This is a genomic window from Planotetraspora mira (assembly GCF_016863275.1).
Classification (GTDB): Bacteria; Actinomycetota; Actinomycetes; order Streptosporangiales; family Streptosporangiaceae; genus Planotetraspora; species Planotetraspora mira.
This window is the reverse complement of the sequence record NZ_BOOO01000046.1, coordinates 33313-51438: the sequence shown is the minus strand read 5'-3', so window position 1 is coordinate 51438 and position 18126 is coordinate 33313. Positions and strand designations below refer to the sequence as shown.

Here is an 18126-nt window from a genome sequence, read left to right as displayed (position 1 = left end):
TCACCCGAAACTCAGTAGAGTCCCGAGACCAAGGGCGTTGAACTTCCGCTTGTCCCATCCCCGAGGAGCCTAGTGCAGCTACGGCCTGCCGGCCTCGCTGTACCTCAGCACCCTCCCGAGGAGGACCACCCCGCTTCCGGGGCAACCACTCCAACTTACATTGTTACCCGCAACTTGTCAAAACCCGGGGGTTCGAACGCATCACGATCAACCCGGACTCAGCCTGACGGCCACACCCGGTTGCTTGTCTGAGTGGCTTGCCCTGGGCGTCTGGCCGCCTTGTCGGCGTCCCGCGTCCCCCGGGCGAAGGAAACATTAGGCAACTCCCAGACTTCCGTCAAATCACGGCTCGTGACGCATAACCGCAGGTCAAGGCCATGATTGCGGCATATGTCACCCGCACGGCTATAAGACTGTTACCCGCGCCACGAGAATTCTTGACCACAAAAGGGTCGCCCCGGGCGTCGGCCGACACCCGGGGCGACTCTCGTGCAGAGCCTGTCAGGCGACTTCGACGCCGCCGATGGTCCTCTTGCCACGGCGCAGCACGAGGAACCGGCCATGCAGCAGGTCGTCGGCCGACGGCACGTACTCCTCATCCGTGATCTTCACGTTGTTGAGGTACGCACCGCCCTCCTTCACCGCCCGCCGGGCCGCAGACTTGGACTCGACCAGGCCGCTCTCCCCCAGCAACTCGACGAACGGCGCCCCCAGCGAGGCGACGGTCGCCTTCGGCACCTCCTCCAGTGCCGATTCGAGCGTCCTGGCGTCGAGCTCGGACAACGATCCCTGGCCGAATAGGGCCCGCGAGGCCGCGATGACCCGCGTGAGCTCGTCGGCGCCATGGACGAGCGTCGTCAGGTCCTCCGCCAGCGCACGCTGGGCCTCACGTGCCGCCGGCCGCTCCTTCGCCGACTGCTCGAGCTCCGCGATCTCCTCCCGCGACCGGAAGGTGAACACCTTGAGGAAGCGCACCACATCGCGGTCGTCGGAGTTGAGCCAGTACTGGTAGAACGCGTACGGCGAGGTGAGCGCCGGATCGAGCCACACGGCCCCGCCCGCCGTCTTGCCGAACTTAGTGCCGTCGGCCTTCGTGATCAGCTTGCCGGTGAGCGCGTGAACATGAGCTCCCTCGACACGGCGGATCAGGTCGACCCCCGCCGTGATGTTGCCCCACTGGTCGCTGCCGCCCAGTTGCAGCGAGCATCCGTGCCGGCGGTACAGCTCGAGGTAGTCGTTGGCCTGGAGTATCTGGTAGCTGAACTCGGTGTAGCTCAGCCCTTCGCCGCCCAGCCGCGCGGCCACGGACTCCCTGGCCAGCATGCGATTGACCGGGAAGTGCTTTCCGACGTCGCGGAGGAACTCGATCGCCGACAGCTCGCCGGTCCAGTCGAGGTTGCTCACCAGCGTCGCCGCCGCGGGCCCCTCCTCGAACGAGAGGAACTTCTCGACCTGGACCCGAATCCGGGACAACCACTCCTCGACGATCTCCGCCGAGTTGAGCGCCCGCTCGGTGCTGCGGCCGCTCGGGTCGCCGATGAGACCCGTCGCCCCTCCGACCAGGCCGATCGGCCGATGACCCGCCCGCTGGAACCGGGTCAGGATCAGCAGCGTGGCGAGATTGCCCACATGCAGCGACGGCGCCGTCGGGTCGAAGCCCGCATAGACGGTGATCGGACCCTCGGCCAGCGACGCACGCAGCGCGTCGGCATCGGTGGTCTGCGCGATGATGTCGCGCCATTCCAGCTCGTCGAGGATGTCGGCGATCTCAGATGTCGGGATGAGATTGCCCGAAGATGCGGTCACGGTCCTGGCTCTCGATCATCGATGGAGTACGGCGTGGCGCCGCACTGGCTGCCTTTGATGTACGGCTTCGCCTCGTACAAGCCTGCACGAGGCGAAACCATACCGCCACTCGAAATCCCGCCCGGCGACTACGTTCGCCTGCGTGGCGCGTGTGCCCGGTAGGGCGACACCGTCGGGTCGCCTTCGATCCAGAACCGCCATGGGGTCTCGGCTCCGGTGGACACTCCCGTCCGGGGGCCCGCCACGATGAGCGCGGGATCCGCGGGTTCGCCGGCCAGCACCCGCATCGGCCCGCCGGCGCAGCAGTCGAGCCCGTTGTGCTCTCGTCCCAGCCCGAGTGCCACGGTGAGCCGCGCGGGGCCTCTGGCGAGGTCCCGGTCGGAGATCTTCTTCACCACGCCGCCGGACCCGTCGGCGAGCGCCGTACCGGCGGGGAAGCGCCTCGCTCTGGCGACCTCGGCTCCGGCGATCACCTCGCCGGCCCGCAACAGGACGGCGGAGCCGACCCCCTCAGGCCGGCAGACGAGGTTGGCGCAGAAGTGCATGCCGTAGGTGAAGTAGACGTAGACGTGCCCGGGCTCGCCGAACATGACGGCGTTCCGAGGTGTACGCCCGCGGTACGTGTGCGCGGGAGGGTCCTGGCCTGGCTCGCCGTATGCCTCCACCTCGGTCAGCCGCACGGCCACGGGGCCGTGGACGACCACGCGGCCGAGCAGGTCCGGAGCCACCTGATCGGACGGCCGGTCGAAGAAGTCGCGGTCCAGCGCCGTCCCGGCGAGGGAAGGCGGCGGCCCGGTCAGCTGCCGCTCGCCCATGCCGCCTGGCCGTCGACGATCTCGCGCAGGCTGACGAGCTGGTCGCGTACCCGGTCGGGTGCCGTGCCGCCGAACGCGCTGCGCGCCGCGAGAGCGCCCTGCACGCTGAGGACGTCGCGGACACCCGGCGTCCCGTCGGCTGCCTCCGCCGGCTCCGCCGCGAAGTGCGGTGACACCTTGGCCAGCTCCTCGTCGGTCAGGTCGCCGAGGTCCTTGTCGTTGACCTGGCACCACACCACCAGGTGGCCGACCGCCTCGTGGGCGTCGCGGAAGGCGACCCCGCGGCGGACCAGCAACTCGGCGAGGTCGGTCGCCAGGGCGAAGCCCTCGGGGGCACTGGCCTCGAGCTTGGCCGAGTTCACCCGCATCGTGGACACCATGCCCGAGACGGCGGGCAGCACCAGGAGCAGGGTGTCGACCGCGTCGAACACCGGCTCCTTGTCCTCCTGCAGGTCACGGTTGTAGGTGAGGGGCAGACCCTTCAAGGTCGTGAGCAGGGACATCAGCGATCCGATCAGCCGGCCGCTCTTGCCCCTGGCCAGCTCCGCGACGTCCGGGTTCTTCTTCTGCGGCATGATCGACGAACCGGTGGAGTAGGCGTCGTCCACCTCGATCCAGCGGAACTCCTGGGAGGCCCAGAGCACGATCTCCTCGCCGAGGCGGGACAGGTGCACACCGATCATCGCCGCGCAGAAGAGGAACTCGGCGGCGAAGTCACGGTCCGACACGGCGTCCATCGAGTTCGGCGCCGGGGCGTCGAAGCCGAGTTCGGCCGCGACCGCCGCGGGGTCGAGCGGCAGGGACGAGCCCGCCAGCGCGCCGGAGCCGAGAGGCGAGACGGCGGCGCGCTTGTCCCAGTCCTTCAGCCGGTCGACGTCCCGCGTCAGGGCGTGCACGTGGGCGAGCAACTGGTGGCCGAAGGACACGGGCTGCGCGTGCTGAAGGTGCGTCATGCCGGGCGCCGCGGTCGCGGCGTGCTCCTCGGCCTGGCTCATCAGCGCGGTCTCCAGCTCGACCAGGCGCGAGACGACCGTGCGGACGTGGTCGCGCAGATAGAGCCGCAGGTCGGTGGCGACCTGGTCGTTGCGGCTGCGACCGGCGCGCAGCTTGCCCCCCAGCGACCCGAGGCGCTCGAGCAGGCCGCGTTCCAGGGCCGTGTGCACGTCCTCGTCGGCGACGGTCGGGCGGAATTCACCCCGCTTGCAGGCGCTCTCCAACTCGTCGAGCGCGCCCAGCATGCGGTCGAGTTCCTCCCCCGTCAGCAGCCCGGCACGGTGCAGGACGCGGGCGTGCGCGCGCGAGGCCAGCAGATCGTACGGCGCGAGCCGCCAGTCGAACTGCACACTCACCGACAGGCGTGTGAGCGCGTCCGCGGGTCCCCCCTCGAACCTGCCGCCCCAGAGCCGCATCGGCTTGTTGTCCGCCACCGTCTTCCTCCTCCGATTCCATCCTGCTGTGAGGGGACCTGCCTGCCGTACGGCAATGCGGTCCCGGTCCCGGCCTCGCCGCGGGCCGTTCGCTCCGGTATGCACGGGCGTGCCTCGTGTGCCTGACCTGCCGATCGTGACGCGTCGTGCGGCATCGTGGCGCGTCAGGTCACGTCGGCCCATCCGCGACCTTAGCCGACGTATGCCCCGGTACCCCATGAGAACCGGGGGCTGTCCGAAAGTCTCAGCCCTGCCGGGCCTCCCGCGCGGCGGCGATCTTGCTGGGCAGCGACCAGAGCTGGACGAAACCCTTCGCGAGAGACTGGTCGAAGGCGTCACCGGTGTCGTAGGTGGCCAACGAGAAGTCGTAGAGCGAGGCGTCGGACCGCCGCCCGGTGACGACCGCCTTGCCGCCGTGCAGGACCAGCCGGATCTCACCGGACACGTGCCGCTGCGCGTCGCTGATGAACGCGTCGAGCGACTTCTTCAGCGGCGAGAACCACAGGCCGTCGTAGACGAGCTCGCCCCACCGCTGGTCGACCGTCCTCTTGAAGCGGGCCAGGTCGCGCTCCACGGTGACGTTCTCCAGCTCCGTGTGGGCCGCGATCAGCGCGATCGCGCCGGGGGCCTCGTAGACCTCGCGCGACTTGATGCCGACGAGACGGTCCTCGACCATGTCGATCCGGCCGACGCCCTGCGCGCCCGCGCGCCGGTTCAGCTCGGCGACGATCTCGAAGGGCGACAGCGCCCGCCCGTCGAGCGCCACCGGCACGCCCTGGACGAAGGTGATGACGACCTCGTCGGGCTCACGCGGGACCGACGGGTCGGAGGTGTAGGAGTAGACGTCCTCGATGGGGCCGTTCCAGATGTCCTCGAGGAAGCCGGTCTCGACCGCGCGCCCCCAGAGGTTCTGGTCGATGGAGTACGGCGACTTCTTGGTGACGTCGATCGGCAGGCCCTTCTCCTCCGCGAAGGCGATCGCCTTGTCACGGGTCCAGGCGAAGTCGCGGGCCGGGGCGATGACCTCCAACTCCGGGTTGAGCGCCGCGAGGCCGGCCTCGAACCGCACCTGGTCGTTGCCCTTGCCGGTGCAGCCGTGCGAGACGTGCGTGCCGCCGAACTCCTTGGCCGCCGCCGCCAGATGCTTGACGATCAGCGGCCGCGACAGGGCGCTGACGAGCGGGTAGCGGTCCATGTAGAGCGCGTTCGCCTGGAGCGCCGGAACGCAGAAGTCCCGGGCGAACTCCTCACGGGCGTCCACGACGACCGACTCGACGGCGCCGCAGTCGAGCGCCCGCTGCTGGATGGCCTTCATGTCCTCGCCGCCCTGGCCGACGTCGACGGCCACGGCGATGACCTCGGCGCCGGTCTTGTCCGCGAGGAACGGGATGGCGACGGAGGTGTCCAGACCGCCGGAATATGCAAGCACGACTTTCATGGTTCTCGTCCTCCTCTTGCATGATCACGATTGATGTTTGTGCTGGTCATCACGGGCCGGCCCGAATCTGTGCATGATCACCAAGCAAGAAGTTCCAGGTCGGCGGCCCTTTTTACGAATGTGTGCATGATCACGGCGGGAGAACCGGTGGAGGAGGCGTGGCGGGGTTATCCGTTCAGGCGGCGGGTGGTCAGGTTGAGCAGCGCGGCGGCCAGAGCGGTGCCGCCTAACGGATCCCTGCTGATCACCAGGATCGTGTCGTCCCCCGCCACCGTCCCGAGGATCGATTCCCAGCCCGCGTGGTCGACGGCCGATGCCAGGAACTGCGCCGCCCCCGGTGGTGTACGGAGGATCACCAGGTTGGCGGACGCCTCCGCCGACACCAGGAGCTCCTCCGCGATCCTTTTCAGTCGGGCGTCCGGGTTCTCCGGGGAGCCGTTCACATTGCCCGCCCGATAGCGCGGAATCCGGCTGCCGCCCTCCCCCGGCAGGGCGTAGACCAACGTCCCGTCGTCGGCCCGCAGCTTGAGCGCCCCCAACTCGTCGAGGTCGCGCGACAACGTCGCCTGCGTCACCTCCACACCGCTCTCCGACAGGAGCTTGGCCAGCTCCGGCTGCGAGCGGACCTTGTGCCGGGTGAGCAGGTCGATGATGCGGGCATGGCGTGCGGCCTTGGTCAGCGGGATGGTCATGACGACTCCCCACTCCTCGACACCAGCCACTGCAAGAGCGCCTTCTGCGCGTGCAGCCGGTTCTCCGCCTGGTCCCACACCACGCTCCGCGGGCCGTCGATGACGTCGGCGGTGATCTCCAGTCCCCGGTAGGCCGGCAGGCAGTGCAGCACGATCGCGTCGTGAGCCGCCCCGGCCAGCAGCGCGGAGTTGACCTGGAACGGGCCGAACGCCGCGATCCGTTCCTCCTTGCCGTCCTGGCCCATCGACACCCAGGTGTCCGTCGCCACCACGTGGACGCCGTCGACCGCCGCCGCGGGATCGCTCACCGCGGTCACAGAACCCCCGGTCGACGCGGCGATCTCGGCCGCCCGGTCGAGGATCAGCGCGTCGGGAAGGTATCCGGACGGCGCCCCGATCCGGACGTGCATCCCGGCCGTCGCACCGCCGAGCAGGTAGGAATGGGCCATGTTGTTGGCCCCGTCACCCAGGTAGGCCATGGTGAGCCCGCGCAGCGCGCCCCGATGCTCCCGGATCGTCTGGAGGTCGGCGAGGATCTGGCACGGGTGGAACTCGTCGGTCAGCGCGTTCACCACCGGCACGGCCGACGCCGAGGCCATCGCCTCGATGCGCTCCTGACCCGAGGTGCGCCAGACGATGGCCGCCGCCTGGCGCGACAACACCCGGGCGGTGTCCTCGATCGGCTCGCCCCTGCCCATCTGCGACGCCCCGCCGTCGATGATCAGCGGCAGCCCGCCGAGTTCTCCGACGCCGACCGCGAACGAGACGCGGGTCCGCGTGGACGGCTTGTCGAACAGCACCGCAACGGTCGCCGGCCCCTCGAAGGGGCGGTAGCCGTACCTGTCCTTCTTCATCGCCTCGGCGAGGTCGAGCACCTGGGCCTGCTCCGCCGGCGACAGGTCGTCGTCCCGGAGGAAGTGCCTGACCGGCGCCGAGCCCTGGCTATTCATTGGCGGCCTCCAGAATTCCTGGGAGCGCGTCCAGGAAGGACTCGACCTCCGATGTGGTGATCACGAGTGGTGGCGCGAGCCGTACGGCGTCGGGCTGCAGGGCGTTGACCAGGAAGCCGGCCTCCTGCGCCGCCGCCTGGACCTGCGCCGAACGGCCGGCGGTGAGCACGGCCGCCAGCCACAGCCCGCGGCCCCGCACCCCGGCGAGGAGCGGGTGGTCGATGGCGGCGATCCCCTCGGCGAGCCTGCGGCCGACGGTCGTGACGTGCTCCAGCAGGCCGTCCCGCTCGATCGTGCCGAGCACGGCGAGGGCCGCGGCGCACGACACCGGGTTCCCGCCGAACGTCGACCCGTGGTCGCCCTTGTCGAAGATCGTGCCCGCCTCGCCGATCCCGATGCAGGCCCCGATCGGCATGCCGCCTCCGAGGCCCTTGGCCAGGGTCACGACGTCGGGCAAAACGCCGTCCGCCTGGTGGGCGAACCAGTGCCCGGTCCGCCCGATGGCCGACTGGATCTCGTCGGCGGTCAGCAGCGCACCCGCCGCCGAGCAGATCTCGCGCGCCGCGCTGAAGTAGCCGTCCGGGGGCGGCACCACCCCGGCCTCACCCTGTGTGGGCTCGAGGAAGACCGCCGCGCAGTCATCGGTGACCGCGTTCTTGAGCGCGTCGGCGTCGCCGTACGGCACGAACCTGACGTCGATGGGGAACGGGCCGAACTGGTCGCGGATGGCGGGCTTTCCCGTCAGCGACAACGCGCCGAGGGTCCGGCCGTGGAAGCCCATCTCGGCGGCGACGAAGTAGCTCTTCCCGCGGCTCTTGCCGTACTTGATGGCGAGTTTCAGCGCCGCCTCGTTGGCCTCGGTGCCGGAGTTGGCCAGGAACACGCGGGCGGGCGCGCGCAGCAGGCCGACGAGCCGCTCCGCGAGCAGGACCTCGGGCTCGTGCAGGAACAGGTTCGACGTGTGCGCCAGCGTCGCCACCTGCCGTGACACGGCCTCGACGAGCGCGGGATGCCCGTGGCCGAGCGAGCTGACCGCGATCCCGCCGATCAGGTCGAGGTAGCGCCTGCCGTCCGCGTCCCACACCACGCTGCCCTCGCCGCGTGCGATGGCGACCGGGGGCACGCCGTAGTTGGGCATGAAGGCCGATTCGAAGCGCTTGCGCAGCGCGTCGGTATGGCTCACCGCGAGTCCCTCCCTTCGAGAGCGCCGGACGCTCCCGAACCGCTATCGGAGTCGGGGACGACCATGGTGCCGATGCCCTCGTCCGTGAAGACCTCCAGCAGAAGGGCGTGCGGCACGCGGCCATCGAGCACGTGGGCCTGCGGGACCCCGCCCTCGACGGCCGTCAGGCACGCCTCCATCTTGGGGACCATGCCGCTCGACAACGCCGGGAGGAGTTCTGCCAGCTCGGATGCCCTGATCCGGCTGATCACCTCCTGCGCGGGGGCATCGGGCCGCCAGTCCGCGTACAGCCCCTCGACGTCCGTCAGCACGATCAGCTTGCACGCCTTCAGCGCGACGGCGAGCGCCGCGGCGGCCGTGTCGGCGTTCACGTTGTAGACGCCCGGATCGTCAGGCCCGTCGTCGCCGCGCGCGATCGACGACACGACCGGGATGCGCCCGTCGTCGAGCAGCGCCTGTACGGCTCCCGCGTCGACTCTGACGATCTCGCCCACCTGGCCGATGTCGATCTTCACTCCGTCGACGACGGCGTGCTTGCGCTCGGCCGTGAACAGATGGGCGTCCTCTCCCGACATGCCGACGGCGAAGGGCCCGTGCCTGTTGATCAGGCCGACCACGTCACGGTTGACCTGCCCGACGAGGACCATCCTGACGACCTGCATGGCCTCGGGGGTGGTGACCCTCAGGCCTGAGACGAAGTGGCTGTCGATCCCCTGCAGATCGAGCTGTGCCTGGATCTGGGGGCCGCCGCCGTGCACGATGACGGGCCTCAGCCCGGCATAGCGGAGGAACACCACGTCGTCGGCGAACTTCGCGCGCAGGTGCTCCTCGGTCATCGCGTTCCCGCCGTACTTGATGACGACGGTGGCGCCGTGGAAGCGCGCCAGCCAGGGCAGCGCCTCGATCAGCGTGTGCGCCTTGTCCAGAGCTCCGTTGGTCCTGACGTTCATGACGAGTACGCCGAGTTCTCGTGGACGTACGCCGCCGTGAGATCCGTGGTGTGGACGGTCGCGGAGTGCGGCCCGGCGGACAGGTCGATGGTGATGGTCACGTCGCGTGGCCGCAGGTCGACCTTGGACCGATCGTCGCCGGCCGCGCCGCCGCGGCAGATCCAGATGCCGTTGATCGCCACGTTGAGCCGGTCGGGGTCGAACGCCGCGTCCGTCGTCCCGACCGCGCTGACGACCCGGCCCCAGTTGGGGTCCTCTCCATGGATCGCGCACTTGAGCAGGTTCGACCGGGAGACCGCGCGGCCGACGGTCACCGCGTCCGTCTCGGACTCCGCCCCGACCACCTCGATCGCGATGGCCTTGCTCGCGCCCTCGGCGTCGACCAGGAGCTGGCGGGCGAGGTCGGCGCAGACCGCGGTGACGACCTTCTCGAAGTCGGCCAGGTCGGGCCGGGCGCCGGAGGCGCCGCTGGCGAGCAGCAGCACGGTGTCGTTGGTCGACATGCATCCGTCGGAGTCCAGGCGGTCGAAGGTCACCGCGGTGGCGGCCCGCAACACCCGGTCGAGGTCCTCGGAACCGATCTCGGCGTCGGTGGTCAGCACGCAGAGCATGGTGGCCAGGGCGGGGGCGAGCATGCCCGCGCCCTTGGCCATGCCGCCGACCATGTATCCGCCCTCGCCGCGGCGGAAGGCGATCTTGCTGACGGTGTCGGTGGTCCGGATGGCGTCGGCCGCGGCCAGTCCTCCGTCGCGGGACAGCTGGGCGGCGACCACGTCGACTCCAGTGATCAGCGCGTCCATCGGCAGCCGCTCGCCGATCAGGCCGGTGGAGCACACGGCCACCTCGGCCGCCGAGTCGCCGAGGACCTCGGCGACCTTCTCCGCCGTCGCGTGGGTGTCCTGGAACCCGAGCGGCCCGGTGCACGCGTTGGCGCCGCCGGAGTTCAGGACCACGGCCCTGACCTGACCGCCGCTCACGACCTGTGCCGACCAGAGCACCGGCGCCGCCTTGACCCGGTTGCGGGTGAAGACGCCCGCCGCCGCCCGCGACGGGCCGTCGTTGACCACCAGGGCCAGGTCGCGGTCGTCGCCGCGCTTGATGCCTGCGTCCACTCCCGCGGCGCGGAAGCCGAGAGGCGCGGTGACGCTCACGCGTGCTCGCCCCCTTCGTGGATCGGGCTCAGGTGGCTCGTGTGGCTTGTGGGGTGCATGGCGCTCATGGGGCGACTCCGTTAAGGGGTAGACCGACTTCTTCCGCCAGGCCGAGGGCGAGGTTGGCGCTCTGGATCGCGCCCCCCGCCGTGCCCTTGGTGAGGTTGTCGATGGCGATGACGGCGATCACCCGCCCGGCCCGCTCGTCGAGGGTGACCTGCAGGACGGCCGTGTTGGCGCCCACGGTCATCGCGGTGGCGGGCCAGACACCCTCGGGAAGCAGGTGCAGGAACGGCTCGTCCTTCACTGCCGTCTCGTACGCCTCCCGGAGCGCGGCGGCGGTGAGGCCCGGCGTGGCGGGAGCCGTACAGGTGGCCAGGATGCCGCGGCTCATCGGCGCGAGCGTGGGGGTGAAGGAGACCCGCACCGGCCGGCCCGCGACCGCGGACAGGTTCTGCTCCATCTCGGGCGTGTGGCGGTGGACGCCGCCGACGCCGTACGCGCCGACCGAGCCCGCCACCTCACTGGCCAGCAGGTGGACCTTGGGTGAGCGGCCCGCACCCGACGTTCCGCTCGCGGCGACCACCACCACGTCGGGCTCGACCAGCCCCGCGCCGAACGCGGGGAACAGGGCGAGCGACACCGCCGTGGGATAACAGCCGGGAACGGCGATCCTGCGGGTGCCGCGCAACAACTCGCGCTGTCCCGGGAGCTCCGGCAGGCCATAGGGCCAGGTGCCCGCGTGGGCTCCGCCGTAGAACTCCGCCCAGTCGGCCGCACGGGCGAGCCGGAAGTCCGCGCCGCAGTCGACCACCAGCGTGGTCTCGCCGAGTTCGGCGGCGACGGCGGCCGACTGCCCGTGCGGAAGGGCCAGGAAGACGACGTCGTGGCCGCTCAGCACGTCGATCGTGGTGGGCTCGATGACACGGTCCGCGAGAGCGGGCAGGTGCGGCTGATGGAGCCCGAGACGGCTCCCCGCGCTCGATGCCGCGGTCAGCGCCCCGATCTCCAGAGGATGCCCGAGGAGCAGGCGGAGCAGCTCGCCCCCCGCGTATCCACTCGCTCCGGCGATCGCCGCTCTCATCCGCGCCCCCTGCATGACTATGCGGTCCAGCTCATGTTCTTGCCTGTTAGCGAGTATGCAACGAAGGGCATGAGCATGCAAGTTGAGTTTCAGAGTGTGGACGGTTTCGGCTCTGGCCCCCGTACCGGCCGGTCGGTATTGTGACATTCCGGTTAACTACACCCCCGGGAGCACGCCAGCATGACAGCGATTGAACAGGTCCAGGCACAACTCACGGCGCCGGGCCAGCTCTTCGAGATGGAAGAGGTCCAGGTCGCCGGAAACACGATCCGCGCGTGGAAGCACGCACCGGCCACCTTCCGCGCGCTGCTGGAGACGAGCCGGTTCCACGGGGAGCAGACCTTCGTCGTCTACGAGGACCAGCGGCTGACCTTCGAGGAGCATTTCCGCCTCGCCGCCACGCTGGCCCACCGGCTCGTGGACGACTACGGCATCCGCAAGGGTGACCGCGTCGCCATCGCCATGCGCAACTATCCCGAGTGGATCGTCGCCTTCTCCGCCACGCTCGCGGCGGGCGCCGTCGCCGTCCCGCTGAACGCCTGGTGGACCCGGCAGGAGCTGGAGTACGGCCTCACCGACTCCGGGGCGAAGCTGCTGATAGCCGATGGTGAGCGCGCCGAGCGCCTCGCCGGCGGCGGCGTGCCCACGATCGTCACCCGCGCCGACGACGCGAACTGGGCGGAGGTGATCGGCGACGTCGCCCCGGACGTCACGCTGCCCGACGTCGAGGTCGGACCGGACGACCCGGCCACCATCTTCTACACCTCGGGGACCACGGGCCGGTCCAAGGGCGCCCTCGGCAGCCACCGCAATCTCGGCCAGGCGCCCATGACCGTCGCCTACGCGCTCATGAGCAGCGTGGCGCTCGCGGGCAAGGACCCGGCCGAGGCCGCCGCCGTGCGCCGCGTCACGCTCCTGACCGTCCCCCTGTTCCACACGACCGGCTGCTTCGCCGTCCTCATGCCGACGTTCCTCACGGGCGGCCAGTTGGTGCTCATGTACAAGTGGGATCCCAAGCGCGCCCTCGAGCTGATCGAGCGCGAGAAGATCACCACGATGAGCGGCGTGCCGACGAACGCCTGGCAGTTGCTCTCCCACCCCGACTTCGGCAAGCACGACATCTCCTCGCTCACCGCGATCTCGTACGGCGGGGCACCCGCACCGCCCAAGCTGCTCGAGCGCATCACCGAACTGCTCCCCAACCGGACCCCGGGCAACGGGTACGGCATGACCGAGACCACCGCGCTCGCCGTCTACAACAGCGGCCGCAATTACGTCGCGAAGCCCGAGAGCATCGGCCTGCCCGCCGCGGTCATCGACATCAAGGTCTGCGACCCGCAGGGCGTCGAGGTGCCGGTCGGCCAGGTCGGCGAGCTGTGCGTCCGCGGGCCGATCGTGATCATGGGCTACTGGAACCGGCCGGACGCCACCGCCGAGACGTTCGTGAACGGCTGGCTCCACACAGGCGACCTCGCCCGGGTCGACGAGGAGGGCTTCGTCTACATCGTCGACCGGGCCAAGGACATGGTCATCCGGGGTGGCGAGAACGTATACTGCGCCGAGGTCGAGGCCGCCCTGTTCGAGCATGCGGCCATCGACGACGCCGCCGTGATCGGCATCCCGGACGACGAGATGGGCGAGCAGGTCGGCGCGGTGGTACGGCTCAAGCCGGGCGCCGCCGCCACGGTGGAGGAACTGCAGTCGTTCCTGTCCGAGCGGATCGCGAAGTTCAAGGTGCCCGTCCGGATCTGGTTCCGTGAGGCCGAACTGCCGCGCAACCCGGGAGGCAAGATCCTCAAGACCCACCTCCGCAGGGAGACGCTCGGGCTCTGACGTCCGTTCGCTCTCGCCGGCCCCGGTACGGCACCCGCCTGCCGGGGTCGCTCCCGGTCACGGACGGCGGACGGCCTCGGCCATGCGCCGGCTGCGTGTCCTGTCGCACAGGACACCCGTGTTGTCGGCGTACTGATCGACGGCGCCCGTGTGTGGCAGGTCCCGCACGGCCGGGTCGGCGATGGTGCGGAGAAGGGCTTCGGCGAAACGGTCGGCGCGCAGGACCCGGAACGGCCTGTCGTGGTACGGCCGGGTGCGCGGGTCGACGGGCTCGGTGAGCCGCAGGCGGTTGTGCAGCAACGCGACCTTCTCGTAGGCCGCGGACAGATGGCGTTCGCGGTCCCGCCAGCCGGTCGCCGCGAGGGCGGCCGCGAGGACGGGTGAGAGCTCAGGGGCGCACTCCAGCCGGGCGAACGCGCTGCCGAGCCACTTCCCGTACGGCGGGTAGCGGCGGCCCATGAGCAGGGACAGCCGCATCAGGTCGTGTACCAGGCGAGCGCAGACGACGGCCGAGCCGAGTTCGTCGCCGACCTCACCGCATCGGCCGACGAATGCCTCCTCCTCTGCCAGGCGCGCCCACTGGCAGGCGAGCAGATGGCGCCAGACATCGTCGGGATACCAGGCGAGCCGGTCCCGGACCGGCCCCAGCCGGCGGAGTCCGTCGTGGAACACCTCGCCGGCGGTGATCTCCGCGAAGGCCTGGGACGAGGTGGCCAGCCAGTCGAACAACATGACGCCGGCGAGCGGGTCGAAGCCGAGGTGACCGGTGAGCCAGCCGCGCAGATCGGTGACGACCACCCCATGGTCGACGGGTCCTTCGGCGGCCCGCATGTGGCGAGTGCCCTTGGGGCCGACAGTGGCGAAGTTCGTGGGGTACCCGAGGAACGTCCCGGGCAGACGCTCCGCCAGCATCGCGGTGATCGCCTCACCGTGGCGATCGGCGTCGTCCGGCCCCAGGAACAGCTGCAGGCGCGGCCCCCAGTCGTGGTCGGCGGATCGTTCGGTGTCGAAGCCGAGGACCTCCGATCCTGTTCCGATCAGGGCCGCCGTGTGCGTCACGCGGCCGAAGTGACGTCGCAGCAGCGGCTCCACCGCATCCCGGTAGAACAGCCGCGACAACTCCAGCCCGCGAACGTGCTTGTACTCCACGGCGACCATGGTCCGCCCGATCAGGGCCCCGGGTCGACGGGGTTTCGATCCACTGGGCGGGTCGAGCGGGCAGGACTCCTTACCTGCGACGTAATCGACCGCCTTCCGGGGCTCATGCCACATTTCGGGTGTCGCACCGAGACAACGAAATGAAGGAGTCCGACATGACCGACTTCACTGGCGTGGCCGAGCGGTACATCGCGGCCTGGAACGAGACGGACGCCGACGCCCGGGCCAAGGCGGTCGCCGACCTGTGGACCGAGGACGCCGAGCTCACCGACCCGTTGACCTCCGTCACCGGGCACGAGGGCATCGGCGCCGTCATCGCCGGCGCCCAGCAGATGTTCCCCGGCTTCGTGTTCACGCTCGGCGGTCGCGTGGACGGCCACCACGACATCGCCAGGTTCACCTGGCACCTCGGCCCGGCGGGCGCCGCCGAGCCCGTCGTGATCGGCTTCGACGTCATCGTGCTCGCCGAGGACGGCCGGATCAAGAGCGTGCACGGGTTCCTCGACAAGGTCCCCGCCTGACGGCTCGGCCGCGCGTGGGGGCGGGGATCGCTCCCCGCCCCCACGCGTTCGACCCCTCCGCCTCGACCGGCGGCCTGCGTTTCTGCTCGGCCGGCGGTTTGCTCCTCGCTCGGGTGTTCGCCAAAATGGACGATCGTGTCGGAAACACCTGTTCGGTCGCTCAGATCCCTCGCCCGCCGGATGCGCCTGGATCTGAGCCCACTCCGGGAATCCAGGGACTTCCGCCTTCTTCTCGGGTCCAACCTGGTCACCCAGATCGGCACCCTCATCACGATGGTGGCCGTGCCGTACCAGATGAAGGAGCTCACCGGCTCCTACCTCGCGGTCGGGCTGGTGAGCATGGCCGAGTTCATCCCCATGGTGATCTGCGGCCTGTGGGGTGGTGCCATCGCCGACGCACTCGATCGGCGCAAAATCGTGATCGTCTCGGAGGTCGGGCTCTGCCTGACCTCCGTTCTTTTGCTGGTCAACGCGCTCGTACCCGAGCCGCAGGCATGGGTGCTCTACGTGGTGGGCGCTCTCGCGGCCGGATTCGGCAGCGTGCGCGGGCCGAGCGAGCAGGCGCTCATCAACCGGGTGCTCCGGCTCGACCAGATGACCGCCGGATTCGCGATCCAGGGAGTGATCGGCAACACGGCGATGATCGCGGGTCCCGCCGCGGGCGGCCTGATCGTCGCCTCGTTCGGGCCCGCCACGTCGTACGGCGTCGACGTGGCGACGTTCCTGATATCCCTGGTCCTGCTCGTCAGGGTGCGCACGGTCAGCCGCCTGGACGACGCCACCCCGGCCTCGTTCCGGTCGATGGTCGAGGGGGTGCGGTATGCGCTCAAGCGGGCCGACCTGATGGGCACCTACCTCGTCGACATCGCCGCCATGGCCTTCGCCAGTTCGAACGCGCTGTACCCCTTCCTGGCCGACGACCTCCGCGCGCCCAAGGCCCTCGGGCTGCTCTACGCCGCGGGTGGCGTGGGCTCGGTTCTCGCGTCCCTCACCTCGGGCTGGACGAACCACGTCCACCGCCACGGCCGCGCGGTGATCGTGGCCGCGTCGGGCTGGGGCGCCGCGGTGGTGGTCGCGGCCTTCATGCCGAACGTCTGGCTGGTCTTCCTGTTCCTCGCGATCGCCGGCGGCGCCGACATGGTCAGCGGGTTGTTCCGGCACACGATCTGGAACCAGACCATCCCCGACGAGTACCGCGGCCGGTTGGCCGGCATCGAGTTGCTCTCCTACTCGACGGGCCCGATGCTGGGTGACGCCCGGGCGGGCTTCATGGCACAACTCGGAGGGACGCGCTTCTCTCTGGGAGCGGGCGGAGCCCTCTGCGTGGGAGCGGTCGCGCTGATGGCGACCGTCCTTCCGAAGTTCCGTGCCTACGACGCGCGGACCGACGAGTACGCGCTCGCCGAGCGGGCCCGGCGCGCCGAGGAACCCGCCACCGCCTGATCAGGCGCATGACTCACTCAGGCCGGTCTGTTCACCAGGCGACGACGCCCTGGTTGCTGGGCTGAATTGTGCCGACCTGGAGCGACTTCACGGTGATGCCGGACTGCTCCGAGCTCGGGAAGCCCTCCAGGGTCGCGACCACCAGCGGCCCACCCTTCGCGAGCCCGACCTTGATGGTGTTGCCGGTCGGGCAACCAGCGGCCGCCTTGTCGCAGATCGTCCACTTGACGCCGGCGAACACCCCGCCACCCGGGGCCAGGTCGGCCGGCACCGGCTTACCCGGCTCGGCGACATACTTCGTCGGCACGGTCACCGCCTCGTCGGCCGCGTTCACGAGCGTGATCACCGGCCAGCCGTCCACGTTGCAGGTACGGCTGGACGCGTTCGTCATCTGGACGAGCGCCATCCGGCTGGCGCCCTCGCGTCGTTGCGGCTGCTCAGTGAGAGTCACTTTGATGTCGTTCGCCGTGCAGGCCGGAACGGTCGCCGGTGTGCCGGCAGCCGGAGCGGGCGACGTGACACTCGGGGCAGGCTCCTCGGCGCTCGGGGCTTCGCTCGCGCTCGGAGCTTCCCCGGCGCTCGGCGCGACACCGGTCGGGGTCGACGTGACCGGCGACGTGTCCGATGTGGGGCTCGCCGCCACAGGGGTAACCGGCGATGAGGTGCCACAGGCCGAGACCCCGGCCGAGATCAGCACCCCTGGTACGGCGAGCAGCAGAACCGCCCTGGCACGGTTGACGGTCCAGCGGGTTGTACGACGTCGGGACACTGTGTTCTTCCATCTCTTTCACGTAAGGGTCAGTTGCTCGGTCATCTCTTCGGGTAACCGCTTGCCGCGAAGAGCTCGCTCCACGGCTGCCAGGAGGTGGCGTGCGGCCCGGTGTCGAGCTGGCATAGGCCTCGCCTCGTCGCGCAACTCGCCCGCCCGCAGCACACTTCACCACTGCCGCGTCGCCCGCCGCAGGCGAACCCGCGTCACTGTCACCGTCGCCCGGCCCCCGCACGGGCGACGGTGAGGATCCACATCAGGGCAGCAGACCAGCGGCTGTCAGCCGGTCTCCCCCAGCGCCTCGAAGGTCGCCTGGGCCTGCTGCCGCATGGCCGCCAGGACGGGCTCGGGAATCGGGGGCAGCGCGAGCGCGACCTCCTCCGGAGTGCCCACCCGGTCGAAGAATCCGACCAGCAGGTGCGCTGCCAGGGTCGGTGACGTCTCGATCACCTTCTTGGCGAAATCCGCCCAGGCCTCCGGGGACACTTGATCACGCAAAGCGGGGAAGAGCAGCGGTTCCTCGTCTTCCAAGTGGTGGAGAACCAGGTCGCGCACGGCGGTCGCGGCCTCCCGGAGAACAGCCCGGTCGGCGCCGTCCGCCACTGTCACCGCACTCAGGGCCTCAAGGGCGGCATCGAGCCGGTGGTGTTCAACGCTGAGCGCGGCGAGCCCCTCGGCAGCTTGAGGAGCGACGGCGATGATCATCGGCCACAGGTCGTCGTCTTCGCTCTCGTGGTGGTGATGCAGGTGCGCGACCAGGAACTCGCGCAGCTCGGCCAGCGCGGCGGCGGGCACCGAAGGCCGCCCGGCGGCCTCGACCAGCAAGGCGGTCGCCTGCCGGTGCACGTTGTGCACGAGACGGGTCTCCAGAACGGCCATGGGTTCAGCGGTCGGGTTCAGCATGTT

At 70.1% G+C, this 18126-nt stretch carries 16 protein-coding genes; 3 read left to right on the top strand and 13 right to left on the bottom strand.

Annotation, left to right across the window (positions count from 1 at the left end; all coding sequences use genetic code 11):
- Positions 1 to 501: 501 nt before the first annotated feature.
- The 10 genes from tyrS to argC all read right to left on the bottom strand — a co-directional run bounded on the left by tyrS (position 502) and on the right by argC (position 11496).
- On the bottom strand, positions 502 to 1767 hold the full coding sequence (gene tyrS, locus Pmi06nite_RS37155; protein WP_203957917.1) for a tyrosine--tRNA ligase: 1266 nt from the start codon (positions 1765 to 1767) through the stop codon (positions 502 to 504).
- A gap of 167 nt (positions 1768 to 1934) precedes the next feature.
- Positions 1935 to 2621, bottom strand: a complete 687-nt coding sequence (locus tag Pmi06nite_RS37150) for a DNA-3-methyladenine glycosylase (protein ID WP_203957912.1) — start codon at positions 2619 to 2621, stop codon at positions 1935 to 1937.
- Positions 2603 to 4030, bottom strand: a complete 1428-nt coding sequence (gene argH / locus Pmi06nite_RS37145) for an argininosuccinate lyase (RefSeq protein WP_203957916.1) — start codon at positions 4028 to 4030, stop codon at positions 2603 to 2605. The genes Pmi06nite_RS37150 and argH overlap by 19 nt, the downstream gene beginning before the upstream one ends.
- Before the next feature lie 262 nt (positions 4031 to 4292).
- The gene (locus Pmi06nite_RS37140; protein WP_203957911.1) at positions 4293 to 5486 is read right to left on the bottom strand and encodes an argininosuccinate synthase; all 1194 of its coding nucleotides are present in this window, start codon (positions 5484 to 5486) and stop codon (positions 4293 to 4295) included.
- Between the two features lie 167 nt (positions 5487 to 5653).
- The gene (locus Pmi06nite_RS37135) at positions 5654 to 6178 is read right to left on the bottom strand and encodes an arginine repressor (RefSeq protein ID WP_203957910.1); all 525 of its coding nucleotides are present in this window, start codon (positions 6176 to 6178) and stop codon (positions 5654 to 5656) included.
- On the bottom strand, positions 6175 to 7128 hold the full coding sequence (gene argF, locus Pmi06nite_RS37130; RefSeq protein ID WP_203957909.1) for an ornithine carbamoyltransferase: 954 nt from the start codon (positions 7126 to 7128) through the stop codon (positions 6175 to 6177). Before argF ends, Pmi06nite_RS37135 begins: the two co-directional genes overlap by 4 nt.
- Positions 7121 to 8311, bottom strand: a complete 1191-nt coding sequence (locus tag Pmi06nite_RS37125) for an acetylornithine transaminase (protein WP_203957908.1) — start codon at positions 8309 to 8311, stop codon at positions 7121 to 7123. Before Pmi06nite_RS37125 ends, argF begins: the two co-directional genes overlap by 8 nt.
- Positions 8308 to 9261, bottom strand: a complete 954-nt coding sequence (gene argB, locus Pmi06nite_RS37120; RefSeq protein WP_203957907.1) for an acetylglutamate kinase — start codon at positions 9259 to 9261, stop codon at positions 8308 to 8310. Before argB ends, Pmi06nite_RS37125 begins: the two co-directional genes overlap by 4 nt.
- Positions 9258 to 10412, bottom strand: coding sequence for a bifunctional glutamate N-acetyltransferase/amino-acid acetyltransferase ArgJ (gene argJ, locus Pmi06nite_RS37115; protein WP_203957906.1), 1155 nt, complete (start codon positions 10410 to 10412; stop codon positions 9258 to 9260). The genes argB and argJ overlap by 4 nt, the downstream gene beginning before the upstream one ends.
- Positions 10413 to 10476: 64 nt before the next feature.
- Complete coding sequence (gene argC / locus Pmi06nite_RS37110; protein ID WP_203957905.1) at positions 10477 to 11496, bottom strand: N-acetyl-gamma-glutamyl-phosphate reductase; 1020 nt, start codon at positions 11494 to 11496, stop codon at positions 10477 to 10479.
- A 180-nt stretch (positions 11497 to 11676) separates the two neighbouring features.
- On the opposite strand from argC, the gene Pmi06nite_RS37105 reads away from it, so the two are divergent.
- Positions 11677 to 13329, top strand: a complete 1653-nt coding sequence (locus Pmi06nite_RS37105; protein ID WP_203957904.1) for a class I adenylate-forming enzyme family protein — start codon at positions 11677 to 11679, stop codon at positions 13327 to 13329.
- Positions 13330 to 13386: 57 nt separating this feature from the next.
- On the opposite strand, the gene Pmi06nite_RS37100 is transcribed toward Pmi06nite_RS37105, so the two are convergent.
- Positions 13387 to 14478: a DUF4037 domain-containing protein gene (locus tag Pmi06nite_RS37100; protein WP_239114463.1), complete on the bottom strand. Its 1092-nt coding sequence runs from the start codon at positions 14476 to 14478 to the stop codon at positions 13387 to 13389.
- A gap of 164 nt (positions 14479 to 14642) precedes the next feature.
- Between Pmi06nite_RS37100 and Pmi06nite_RS37095 the strand changes: the two genes are divergently transcribed.
- Positions 14643 to 15008 carry a nuclear transport factor 2 family protein gene (locus Pmi06nite_RS37095; RefSeq protein WP_203957902.1) on the top strand — a complete coding sequence of 122 codons (366 nt, stop codon included), beginning with the start codon at positions 14643 to 14645 and terminating at the stop codon, positions 15006 to 15008.
- Positions 15009 to 15143: 135 nt separating this feature from the next.
- Positions 15144 to 16451: an MFS transporter gene (locus tag Pmi06nite_RS37090; RefSeq protein WP_239114462.1), complete on the top strand. Its 1308-nt coding sequence runs from the start codon at positions 15144 to 15146 to the stop codon at positions 16449 to 16451.
- 31 nt (positions 16452 to 16482) lie between these two features.
- On the opposite strand, the gene Pmi06nite_RS37085 is transcribed toward Pmi06nite_RS37090, so the two are convergent.
- Together Pmi06nite_RS37085 and Pmi06nite_RS37080 are read right to left on the bottom strand one after the other, a co-directional pair.
- Entirely contained in the window at positions 16483 to 17094 is a 612-nt protein-coding gene (locus Pmi06nite_RS37085) for a DUF4232 domain-containing protein (RefSeq protein ID WP_275409646.1), read from the bottom strand.
- A 405-nt stretch (positions 17095 to 17499) separates the two neighbouring features.
- Positions 17500 to 18123 carry a hemerythrin domain-containing protein gene (locus Pmi06nite_RS37080; protein WP_203957900.1) on the bottom strand — a complete coding sequence of 208 codons (624 nt, stop codon included), beginning with the start codon at positions 18121 to 18123 and terminating at the stop codon, positions 17500 to 17502.
- Positions 18124 to 18126 lie beyond the last annotated feature (3 nt).

Excerpts from the sequence above, each read along its gene's own strand:
- Pmi06nite_RS37080 (WP_203957900.1), bottom strand. The coding sequence starts at position 18,123 with ATGCTGAACCCGACCGCTGAACCCATGGCCGTTCTGGAGACCCGTCTC.
- Pmi06nite_RS37135 (WP_203957910.1), bottom strand. The coding sequence starts at position 6,178 with ATGACCATCCCGCTGACCAAGGCCGCACGCCATGCCCGCATCATCGAC.
- argF (WP_203957909.1), bottom strand. The coding sequence starts at position 7,128 with ATGAATAGCCAGGGCTCGGCGCCGGTCAGGCACTTCCTCCGGGACGAC.
- Pmi06nite_RS37150 (WP_203957912.1), bottom strand. The coding sequence starts at position 2,621 with ATGGGCGAGCGGCAGCTGACCGGGCCGCCGCCTTCCCTCGCCGGGACG.
- Pmi06nite_RS37140 (WP_203957911.1), bottom strand. The coding sequence starts at position 5,486 with ATGAAAGTCGTGCTTGCATATTCCGGCGGTCTGGACACCTCCGTCGCC.
- argH (WP_203957916.1), bottom strand. The coding sequence starts at position 4,030 with ATGCGGCTCTGGGGCGGCAGGTTCGAGGGGGGACCCGCGGACGCGCTC.
- argB (WP_203957907.1), bottom strand. The coding sequence starts at position 9,261 with ATGAACGTCAGGACCAACGGAGCTCTGGACAAGGCGCACACGCTGATC.
- Pmi06nite_RS37105 (WP_203957904.1), top strand. The coding sequence starts at position 11,677 with ATGACAGCGATTGAACAGGTCCAGGCACAACTCACGGCGCCGGGCCAG.
- Pmi06nite_RS37095 (WP_203957902.1), top strand. The coding sequence starts at position 14,643 with ATGACCGACTTCACTGGCGTGGCCGAGCGGTACATCGCGGCCTGGAAC.
- argC (WP_203957905.1), bottom strand. The coding sequence starts at position 11,496 with ATGAGAGCGGCGATCGCCGGAGCGAGTGGATACGCGGGGGGCGAGCTG.